This window comes from Kocuria rhizophila, from assembly GCF_003667225.1.
GTDB classification, from domain to species: Bacteria; Actinomycetota; Actinomycetes; order Actinomycetales; family Micrococcaceae; genus Kocuria; species Kocuria rhizophila.
Genome location: NZ_RCOM01000084.1, coordinates 1 through 9,948, shown reverse-complemented (window position 1 = coordinate 9,948; position 9,948 = coordinate 1). Strand labels below are relative to the sequence as shown.

The 9,948-nt window shown below is 71.2% G+C and carries 12 protein-coding genes; all 12 read left to right on the top strand.

Annotated elements, in window-relative coordinates; all coding sequences use genetic code 11:
* The coding region (locus tag D9R02_RS10005; protein WP_259463946.1) for a zinc-dependent metalloprotease at positions 1–1,028 on the top strand (1,028 nt) is incomplete at its 5' end.
* A 55-nt stretch (positions 1,029–1,083) separates the two neighbouring features.
* Positions 1,084–1,545: a hypothetical protein gene (locus tag D9R02_RS10000; protein WP_019310554.1), complete on the top strand. Its 462-nt coding sequence runs from the start codon at positions 1,084–1,086 to the stop codon at positions 1,543–1,545.
* Positions 1,546–1,549: 4 nt separating this feature from the next.
* Positions 1,550–2,671, top strand: a complete 1,122-nt coding sequence (gene tilS / locus D9R02_RS09995) for a tRNA lysidine(34) synthetase TilS (RefSeq protein ID WP_121566839.1) — start codon at positions 1,550–1,552, stop codon at positions 2,669–2,671.
* Positions 2,668–3,219 (top strand): hypoxanthine phosphoribosyltransferase, encoded by a 552-nt coding sequence (hpt, locus tag D9R02_RS09990; RefSeq protein WP_019310552.1) that lies wholly within the window; start codon positions 2,668–2,670, stop codon positions 3,217–3,219. The genes tilS and hpt overlap by 4 nt, the downstream gene beginning before the upstream one ends.
* A gap of 253 nt (positions 3,220–3,472) precedes the next feature.
* A complete protein-coding gene (gene ftsH / locus D9R02_RS09985) occupies positions 3,473–5,602 on the top strand; it encodes an ATP-dependent zinc metalloprotease FtsH (protein WP_121566838.1) in 2,130 nt (709 codons plus the stop codon).
* A complete protein-coding gene (gene folE, locus D9R02_RS09980) occupies positions 5,603–6,253 on the top strand; it encodes a GTP cyclohydrolase I FolE (RefSeq protein ID WP_019310550.1) in 651 nt (216 codons plus the stop codon).
* Positions 6,250–7,284 carry a dihydropteroate synthase gene (gene folP, locus D9R02_RS09975; RefSeq protein ID WP_019310549.1) on the top strand — a complete coding sequence of 345 codons (1,035 nt, stop codon included), beginning with the start codon at positions 6,250–6,252 and terminating at the stop codon, positions 7,282–7,284. The genes folE and folP overlap by 4 nt, the downstream gene beginning before the upstream one ends.
* Before the next feature lie 7 nt (positions 7,285–7,291).
* Positions 7,292–7,705, top strand: a complete 414-nt coding sequence (gene folB / locus D9R02_RS09970) for a dihydroneopterin aldolase (RefSeq protein ID WP_019310548.1) — start codon at positions 7,292–7,294, stop codon at positions 7,703–7,705.
* Complete coding sequence (gene folK / locus D9R02_RS09965; protein WP_019310547.1) at positions 7,705–8,226, top strand: 2-amino-4-hydroxy-6-hydroxymethyldihydropteridine diphosphokinase; 522 nt, start codon at positions 7,705–7,707, stop codon at positions 8,224–8,226. Before folB ends, folK begins: the two co-directional genes overlap by 1 nt.
* Entirely contained in the window at positions 8,214–8,768 is a 555-nt protein-coding gene (locus tag D9R02_RS09960) for a DUF3180 domain-containing protein (protein ID WP_019310546.1), read from the top strand. Before folK ends, D9R02_RS09960 begins: the two co-directional genes overlap by 13 nt.
* Positions 8,752–9,267 (top strand): PH domain-containing protein, encoded by a 516-nt coding sequence (locus tag D9R02_RS09955; protein ID WP_019310545.1) that lies wholly within the window; start codon positions 8,752–8,754, stop codon positions 9,265–9,267. Before D9R02_RS09960 ends, D9R02_RS09955 begins: the two co-directional genes overlap by 17 nt.
* A partial coding sequence (locus D9R02_RS09950) for a PH domain-containing protein (RefSeq protein ID WP_147435352.1) occupies positions 9,264–9,948 on the top strand: 685 nt, incomplete at its 3' end. The genes D9R02_RS09955 and D9R02_RS09950, both read left to right, overlap by 4 nt.

Genomic DNA, 9,948 nt, shown 5'->3' with positions numbered 1-9,948 from the left:
CCCCCGCAGGACCCACCCCCTCCCCGCGGGAGATGTCCAGAGCAGTGGAGTCCCTGCGCTACTTCGCACACGAGTCCGTGCACCACGTGCACACCATCACGGGACTGGACGCCGCCGAGAACCTGCGGAACTCCACGGTGCTCGTGGTGGACCGGGCGGGGTGGTCCAAGGCCAACACGCAGACGTTCTCCGTGCTCCTGCAGCCGGTCTTCGACAGGCTCCGCAGCAAGGACCCGGCCACGTTCGACGCCGCCGGACGCGGGATGGCACCCACGGCCGCCGCCGCGGAGATGGGTGCGCTGGTGGGGTTCCTGTCCTCCAAGGTGCTGGGGCAGTACGACCCGTACGCGGGTCTCGTGTCCGAGCAGGCGGCCCGCTCCCACCCGGGCGGGCGGCTCATGTTCGTGGCTCCCAACGTGCTGTGGACCGAGCAGGAGCTCAACGTCTCCCCGGAGGACTTCCGGCTGTGGGTGTGCCTGCACGAGCAGACGCACCGGGTGCAGTTCGCGGCCGCACCGTGGCTGCGGGACCACATGCTGGGCCAGATCTCCCAGCTGGGCTCGCTGGATGCGACCGCGTGGCAGAGACTGCGTTCCGTGGGCGCCTCGCTCGCGGGCCGCTCCAAGGACCCCCGCCCGGACGCGGGACTCGGTCCCATGACTCACCTCCTCACGGACGCCGAGCGCGCCACCCTGTCCCACGTGACCGCGGTGATGTCCCTGCTGGAGGGGCACGCGAACGCGGTCATGGACGCGGTGGACGCGAGCATCGTGCCGTCGGTGAAGACCATCCGGCGCCGGTTCGACTCCCGCTCCTCCACGCACGGCGCCCTGGACCGCCTAGTGCGCTCCCTGCTGGGCATGGACGCCAAGATGCGCCAGTACAGCAACGGCCAGAAGTTCGTGGAGCACATCGTGCAGCGGGTGGGGATGGAGCAGTTCAACACGGTGTGGAGTTCCCCACAGACGCTGCCCACCGAGGCCGAGATCCACGACCCACAGGCCTGGATGCGGCGGGTTCTCGCCTGAGACCCGGTTCCACACCCGGGGGCGACGCCCAGGTCCGGTGTGTCAAGATGAGCCCGTGAGCTCTGAAAACATCAATCAGCAGATTCGGCTGTACGGTCAGCCGCTGTCAGAGCGTTTTGGCGCCGTGGTGGGGGCCTACGGCATTACGCAGCGCAGACTGGCACAGGTCCTGGGCCTGTCCGCGCCCATGCTCTCCCAACTCATCAGCGGCAGACGCATCAAGATCGGAAATCCGGCCGTCTACGAACGGCTGGTCATGCTCGAGGACAGCACGGGGGCCTCGGACCTCGAGGCGGTCCTCACCAGGGTGGAGGCATCGCAGCCGGTGCTCTCCACGTCCCAGATCCGCACGGGGATCACCAAGGACACGGATGCCGTGTCCGCGCTGGCCGGCGTGGTGCCGGCGGGGGAGCTGGAACGCGCCCTGGTGATGCTCGGGGACAGCACCCCGGTGCTCTCCAAGGTGCTGGCCATGGCCGAGGAGTGCGCTCGGCGCACCGGCACCACCCAGGACTGAGCGCGTGCAGCAGGGACGCACCGGGCGCTTGAATCCCGCCGTGGCACGGGCGCGGCGCGCGGTGCAGCGCACCGTGGACGCGGCGCTCGGGCCGGACCTGGGGAACGGCACCGCCCCGCCCCTGGTGCTCGTGGGCTGCAGCGGAGGCGCGGACTCTCTCGCCCTTGCGGCGGCCACCGCCCACCTGCTGCGCCGGGGAAGGCTGCGGGTGGGGGCCATGGTGGTGGACCACCAGCTGCAGGAGGGCTCGGCGGAGGTGGCCTCACGCACGGCCGCCACCCTGCGGGGCATGGGACTGGATCCGGTTTACGTGGAACGGGTGCACGTGGCCCGCACCGGCACCGGTCCGGAGATGGCCGCACGCCTCGCCCGGTACGAGGCGTTCCGCGCCGTCGCCGAGCGCACGGGCGCGGCCGCGGTGCTGCTGGGCCACACCCGCGACGACCAGTCGGAGACCGTGCTGCTGGGTCTCACCAGAGGATCGGGCACGCGCTCGCTCTCGGGCATGCCCGAGAACCTCGTCAAGGACGGTGTGCGCTACCTGCGTCCGCTGCTCAACATCACCCGCGCGGAGACTGAGACGGTGTGCGCGGCGGAGGGTCTGCAGCCCTGGCACGACCCCAGCAACGCGGACACGGCCCTCACCCGGTCCCGGATCCGCCACGAGGTCCTGCCGTTCCTGGAGTCCCAGCTGGGTCCCGGCGTCGCGCGCGCCCTGGCCCGCACCGCGTCTGTCCTGGGGGCGGACGCCGACTACCTCGAGGAACAGGCCGCCGCCGCGTACGACGACGCCCGGGTGCAGGTGGAGGGCACAGCGGCGTCGTCCGTGCTGCTCGACGGCGCGGGGCTCCAGCAGATGCCGGCCGCGCTGCGGCGTCGTGTGCTGGCCCGGGCGTGCGTGGACGCGGGCGGGGAGACACCCACGTTCGAGCGGCTGGGCGCACTGGAGGACTTCGCCCTGGGCTACGGCGCCGCCGGGCCCGTGCAGATGGCGGGTAAAGTGGCCGCGTGGCGGCACCGCTCGGACGCGGACCACGCGCGGGGGTGCCTGGAGCTGCGCGGGGAGCCCACCCCGGCGGCTCAGCAGACATCGTCCACCCAGAACAACCCCGGGAGCGCCCAGTGAAGGCCGAACACGTCAAGGACGACCTCAGCGGCGTCCTGTTCACCAAGGAACAGATCGCCGAGAAGGTCCGCGACCTCGCCCAGCAGATCGACCGCGACTACGAGGGACGCGACGTCCTGCTGGTGGGTGTGCTCAAGGGTGCGGTGCCGATCATGGCTGACCTCATGCGCGAGCTCGACGGCCAGTACCCCATGGACTGGATGGCGGTGTCCTCCTACGGCTCCGGGACCAAGTCCTCCGGCGTGGTGCGCATCCTTAAGGACCTGGACACGGACCTGCACGGCAAGGACGTGCTGATCGTGGAGGACGTCATCGACTCCGGGCTCACGCTGTCCTGGCTGCGCACCAACCTGGAGTCCCGCGGCACCAGGTCCGTGGAGATCTGCACGCTGCTGCGCAAGCCGGACGCCATGAAGACCAGCGTGGACGTCCGCTACGTGGGCTGGGACATCCCCAACGAGTTCGTGGTGGGCTACGGCCTGGACTTCGCGGAGAAGTACCGGAACCTGGACTGCATCGCCACGCTCTCGCCGCACGTCTACGAGTGAGTGGGCGGCGCACACACCCGGTCCAGGGTGCGCTCGCACGACTCCTAGAGAACACCGGGACGGCGCGTGTACCGTGATCCGATCGTGTGCGCTGTGAAAGAACGAACGGCACCCGAGGCGCTGCGGCGCCACTCGAAACGATAGATTGTGCGATACGCGCCACGGCCGCCGTGTCCGCCCCGGGCCCCGGGGACGGCACTCAGAAACGGTGAACCGCGGCAGAGCGTGACACGTCCACGGGAGGATCAACGGCTTGGCCACGGCAAAAAAACCCACCAGTTTCTTTAGAGGTCCCCTCTTCTGGATCCTCCTGGCCATTGTGGTCCTGGTGCCCGTGGGCGCCAGCTTCTTCAGCCCCACCACTGCGCGTGTGGACACCAACGTGGGCCTCGAGCTGCTGGACGAGGGCCAGGTCAACGAGGCCAAGATCTACGACGGCGAGCAGAAGGTGGAGCTCTCCCTCAAGGAGGACTACCACCAGGGTGACCAGAACCTGGGCAAGGAGGTGGAGTTCTACTACGTGAAGCCCCGAGCCGAAGAGGTCGTCAAGACCATGGACGAGGCCAACCTGGAGGGCTTCACCGACCAGCCGGTGGAGAACAACTGGTTCCTGTCCCTGGTGCGCTTCCTGCTCCCGTTCCTGATCATCATGGGCCTGTTCTGGTTCATCTTCTCCCGCATGCAGACCGGCGGGCAGGCCATGAAGTTCGGCCGCTCCAAGGCCAAGATGTTCAACAAGGAGAACTCCGAGGTCACGTTCGCGGACGTGGCCGGCGCGGACGAGGCCGTGCAGGAGCTCGACGAGATCAAGCAGTTCCTGGTGGAGCACGACCGCTTCACCGCGGTGGGCGCCAAGGTGCCCAAGGGTGTGCTGCTCTACGGTCCTCCCGGCACGGGCAAGACCCTGCTGGCCAAGGCCGTGGCGGGTGAGGCCGGCGTGCCGTTCTACTCCATCTCCGGCTCGGACTTCGTGGAGATGTTCGTGGGCGTGGGTGCCTCCCGCGTGCGGGACCTCTTCCAGCAGGCCAAGGAGAACGCCCCCGCGATCATCTTCGTGGACGAGATCGACGCCGTGGGCCGCCAGCGCGGCGCCGGCATGGGCGGCGGCAACGACGAGCGCGAGCAGACGCTGAACCAGCTCCTGGTGGAGATGGACGGCTTCGACGCGAACACCAACGTGATCCTGATCGCCGCGACCAACCGCCCGGACGTCCTGGACCCCGCGCTGCTGCGCCCGGGCCGGTTCGACCGTCAGATCGGCGTGGACGCGCCGGACATGAAGGGCCGCGAGCAGATCCTGCGCGTGCACGCCAAGACCAAGCCGCTGGCCGAGAACGTGGACCTGGCCTCGGTGGCCAAGCGGACCCCGGGCTTCACGGGTGCGGAGCTCGCCAACGTGATGAACGAGGCCGCGCTGCTGACCGCCCGCTCCCACGCCCAGCTGATCGACGACCGCGCCGTGGACGAGGCCATCGACCGCGTGATCGCGGGGCCGCAGAAGCGCTCGCGCGTGATGAAGGAGCTCGAGCGCAAGGTCACGGCCTACCACGAGGGCGGCCACGCCCTGGTGGCGGCGGCCCTGCGCAACACGGACCCGGTCACCAAGATCACCATCCTGCCGCGTGGCCGGGCCCTGGGCTACACCATGGTCATGCCCTCGGACGACAAGTACTCGACCACCCGCAACGAGCTGCTGGACCAGATGGCCTACGCCATGGGTGGGCGCGCCGCGGAGGAGATCGTGTTCCACGACCCCTCCACCGGGGCCTCCAACGACATCCAGAAGGCCACGGACACCGCGCGCAAGATGGTCACCCAGTACGGCATGAGCTCCAAGATCGGCTCCGTGAAGATCGGCGGGGACAACTCGGACCCGTTCGTGGGCCGTGAGATGGGCTCCGGCTCCAAGGAGTACTCGGATCGCACCCTGGCCGTGGTGGACGACGAGGTGCGGCTGCTGCTCGAGCAGGCGCACGACGAGGCCCACCAGATCCTGCTGCAGAACCGGCCCGTGCTGGACCGCCTGGCGCTGGAGCTGCTGGAGAAGGAGACCCTCAACGAGGCCCAGATCCGCGAGATCTTCCGGGACGTGACCCTGCGGGACGTGCGTCCCGTGTGGCAGTCCGGTGAGGAGCGCGAGATCTCCCACGTGCCCCCGGTGGTCACCGCCGCCGAGCACGAGGAGGCCCGCCGCAAGAACCTGCAGGACCCCAGCACCATGGCGCCCCAGGACCAGGCGGTTGCCGCCAAGCCGGAGCACCCGCTGGAGGTCCCGGAGCACCAGGACCCGCAGCCCGGGGGCCAGTCCTCCTCCGGTTCCGGGAGCACGCCGGGCGGGGAGCCCGGCCAGGAACCGGGTGGTGTCCGGCGGGAGAACCGCTGAATGACGCACCAGCACGAACCCGGTGAGCCCGTCTCCGGCTCGTACCTGGAGCACGTGGCGGGTGCGGAGACGGCCGCCGCCGTGGATCAGCCCCGCATCGCGGCGGCCGTCCGGGAGATCCTCCTGGCCGTGGGGGAGGACCCGGACCGCAGCGGTCTGCGGGACACCCCCGAACGGGTGGCTCGCGCCTACGCCGAGGTCTTCGCGGGGCTCCACGAGGACCCGGCCGAGCTGCTGGCCACGTCCTTCGACATCGGCCACTCGGAGATGGTCCTGGTGCGCGACGTGCCGTTCTACTCCACGTGCGAGCACCACCTGGTGCCGTTCCACGGGGTCGCGCACGTGGGCTACATCCCCGGTCCCGAGGGCAAGGTCACGGGGCTGTCCAAGCTCGCGCGCCTCGTGGACCTCTTCGCCAAGCGGCCGCAGGTCCAGGAACGGCTGACCACCCAGGTGGTCGAGGCGCTCGTGGAGCACCTGCACCCCGCCGGCGCGATCGTGGTGGTGGAGTGCGAGCACCTGTGCATGTCCATGCGGGGCGTCCGCAAGCCGGGAGCCAAGACCGTGACGTCCGCCGTGCGGGGCCAGCTGCGCGATCCCGCCACGCGGGCCGAGGCCATGAACCTGATCGCCGCGGGGCACTCGCGGTGACGGGCGATCGCGACGCCGCCACCGGCCTCCCGGCCGCCGCGACCGGCGCCCGGGGCGTCGCGACAGGCGCTTCTCACGTCGCAACCGGCGTCCACGACGCCGCCCGCCACGGTTCTCGTCCGGACGCACCGGCCCGAGCGGGCGGGGGCGCGCCCCTCGGGTGGGGCTCCTTCGACGCGCTGCCCACCGGGCGCACCCTGGTGATGGGCGTGCTGAACGTGACGCCCGACTCCTTCAGCGACGGTGGTCGGCACGACTCCGAGGCCGCCGCCGTCGAGCACGGCCTGCGTCTCGCCGAGCAGGGCGCGGACATCGTGGACGTGGGCGGGGAGTCCACCCGGCCCCACGCGCAGGGAGTGGACCCCGCGGAGGAGCGCCGTCGGGTGCTGCCCGTCATCCGCGAGCTGAGCCGGCACGGCGTGGTGGTGAGCGTGGACACGTTCCACCCGGACACCGCGCGCGCCGCGATCGAGGCCGGCGCCCACATCGTCAACGACGTCTCGGGAACCGCCGCGAGCGACGAGATGATCGAGCTGGTCGGGCAGAGCGGCGTGCCGTACGTGCTGATGCACTCTCGTGGCACCCCGCAGACCATGACCGGTCTGGCCACCTACACCGACACGGTGGGCGAGGTGCTCTCGGAGCTCACGGCCGTGCGCGACCGTCTGCTCGCGGCCGGGGTCCGTCCCGAGCGGCTCGTCGTGGATCCCGGGCTGGGCTTCGCCAAGGCGGGTGGCCAGGACTGGGAGCTGCTCCGAGCGCTGCCGCGGCTGCGGGAGCTCGGCCACAAGGTCCTCGTGGCAGCCTCCCGCAAGCGGTTCCTGGGGGCGCTGCTCGCGGAGGGCGGCACCCCGCGCCCGGTCACGCAGCGCGACGGCGCCACGGCCGCCGTGAGCGCACTGTCCGCGTTCGGCGGGGCCTGGGCCGTGCGCGTGCACGACGTGCCCGCTTCGGTGGACGCGGTCGCCGCCGCCCACGCGTGGCGGGGGATCGAGCCACCCGTCCTGCGCCCCCGTGACACCGAGAGCTGAGGCCACCATGACCACCACGACCCCCGATCCGAGCAGCCACGACCGCATCGTCCTCACCGGACTGGGCGCGGTGGGCTACCACGGCGTCTTCGAGAAGGAACGCCGCAGCGGTCAGCCCTTCTTCGTGGACCTGGTCCTGCACATGGACCTGCGCCCCGCCGGGAGCACCGACGACCTCACGCGCACCGTGCACTACGGCGAAGTGGCCGAGATGGTCCGGGAGATCATCATCGGCACGCGGTTCCAGCTCATCGAGGCCCTCGCGGAGGAGATCGCGCGCAGCCTGCTGGAGACCTTCCCCGCCGTGGCGGTGCTGGAGGTCACGGTGCACAAGCCCAAGGCGCCGATCGACGTCACCTTCTCGGACGTGGCCGTGAGCATCGTCCGACGCCGCCCCGTCCGTTCTGAGGACGGCAGCTGATGCCGCTGCGGTGCGTCGTGGCGCTCGGGGCCAACCTCGGGGACCGGATCACGGCGCTGAGAGAGGCCGTCCGGGAGCTGGCCGCGACCCCGGGCATTGCTCTGCTGGCAACCTCTCCCGTGGTGCGCACCCGTTCGGTGGGCGGGCCCGAGGGCTCACCCGACTACCTCAACGCGGTGGTGGAGCTGTCCTCGGACCTCACCCCGTTCGAGCTGCTGGAGGTGTGCCAGGGGATCGAGCACCGCCACGGTCGCACGCGCGAGGTGCGCTGGGGCCCGCGCACCCTGGACCTGGACGTGATCTGCGTGGCGGGAGTTCGCAGCACCGACCCCCGGCTCGAGCTGCCGCACCCGCGCGCGGCCCAGCGCGCCTTCGTCCTGCGCCCGTGGGCCCTGATGGACCCCGCTGCGGAGCTGGACGGCGTGCCCGTGGCGCGTCTCGCGGACGCCGCCCCGGACCGCGAGGACCTCGTGGTCACCGAGCACACCCTGCGACCGGAGGAGCCGCCGTGCGCTACCTGAACCCGCTGTCCCTCGCGGCCGCGGCACTCGTGGCCGCCGCCATCGGCTGGAGCATGACCCAGGTGGTGGCCGGTGGCCGCCAGAGCCTGCTGGTGCTGCCCTGGATCAGCGTGCTCGCCGAGGTGGGGGCGGGAGTCGTGCTGGCCTACCTGGGACTGCGGCTGCGTGCCTACCGCGACCCCGGGAAGGGCGCCGGGCGGCGTCGTGACCCCGCGAAGCGCAAGCCCTACGATCCCGTGTGGGCCGTGGGCACGGCGGCGGCGGCGCAGGCGGTGGCCTACTACGGTGCACTGTGCGCGGGATGGCACGCGGGGGTCGGGCTGGACCAGCTCACGCTGCTGGGCGTGCGCTCAACGCAGCAGTCCCTGTGGCAGTGCGTTGCCCAGGTGGTGGTGGGAGTGGGCCTCACCGTGCTCGGGTGGATCGTGGAGAAATCCTGCAGGCTTCCTCCCGATGACCCGGACGCGGAGGAGGAGACCCCTTACGGTGGACGGCAGGAACCGTACGCCACTGGAGAGGGAGGCTATGCCCGCCACCGATGAGCTCAGCCCGCCGGATCTGTCCTGGCGGCGGGTCTCACCCAAGTACGTCACGGTGCGCGTGATCGGCGCGGTGACGGCCACGGTGGTGTGGGTGGTCCTCATGGCGGTGCCCCTCGTGCTCGCGCTGCTGGGGCTCTGGGACCGCGGGACCGCGCAGTGGCTGTGGCTGCTGCCCGCGGTGGCTCTCGTGTGGGGTGGCATCAACCTCGCCCTGGTGCCCCGCAGGGTGCGGGCGATCGGCTATGCGGAGGCACCCACCGAGCTGTGGCTGCGCCGGGGCCTGTTCTTCCGCACCGTCACGGTGGTGCCCTACGGGCGCATGCAGTACGTGGACATCAAGACCGGGCCCCTGCTCAGCGCGTTCAACCTCGCGTCCGTCACCCTGCACACGGCCGCCGCGAGCACCGACGCCGTGCTGCCCGGGCTGCCCCGCGAGGAGGCGGACCGGTTGCGCGAGCAGCTCACGGAGCGCGGGGAAGAGCACATGGTGGGCCTGTGACGGGCCGGGACTCCGCCGCAGGAGCACCCGCGGAACGGCCCGTCGGCCACGCCCCGGAGATCACCGTGCGCGGTGACGCCGAGGGCGTGTGGCACCGGGTGCACCCGCTGACCCCGTTCGTGCGCAGCTGGCTGCTGCTCGTGGCCCTGGTGTGGGGCATCGGCAACGCGTTCGTGGACGACCTCGTGTCCTCGCTGGTCAAGCACGAGCCCCTTGAGGTCAACGTGAGCGGGGCGGTCGAGGTCGTCGGCCTGGGCCTGGCGCTCGCCGTGCTGTGCGGCGCCCTGGGTGTGCTGATCGCCCTGGGTCTGCTCTCCTGGTGGTTCATCCGCTACCAGATCACGGAGGACCACGTGCGCTTCCGCAGCGGGTGGCTGTTCCGCACCCAGCGCCAGGCGCGCCTGGACCGGGTGCAGGGCATCGACATCGAACGCCGGTTCCTGCCACGCATCCTGGGCCTCGCGTCCCTCAAGTTCGACGTGGCCGACGGCGGGTCGAGCGTTCTGGAGCTGTCCTACCTCGGGCGGGAGCACGCGCAGCAGCTGCGCCGCCAGCTCCTCGTGGCCGCCCAGCGCGCGGCCACCGACCACCTCGGGCCCGCGTCCTCGGAGGCGGACCGGGCGGCCGCCGGCTCCGATCCGGGGGCGGGTGCCACGGTGGGAACGGACCGGGGGTCCGGGC

What these genes read in the sequence shown, in the direction of transcription:
- folE (WP_019310550.1), top strand. Translation starts at nt 5,603, where the DNA reads ATGACGCACCAGCACGAACCCGGTGAGCCCGTCTCCGGCTCGTACCTG.
- folK (WP_019310547.1), top strand. Translation starts at nt 7,705, where the DNA reads ATGCCGCTGCGGTGCGTCGTGGCGCTCGGGGCCAACCTCGGGGACCGG.
- D9R02_RS09955 (WP_019310545.1), top strand. Translation starts at nt 8,752, where the DNA reads ATGCCCGCCACCGATGAGCTCAGCCCGCCGGATCTGTCCTGGCGGCGG.
- folB (WP_019310548.1), top strand. Translation starts at nt 7,292, where the DNA reads ATGACCACCACGACCCCCGATCCGAGCAGCCACGACCGCATCGTCCTC.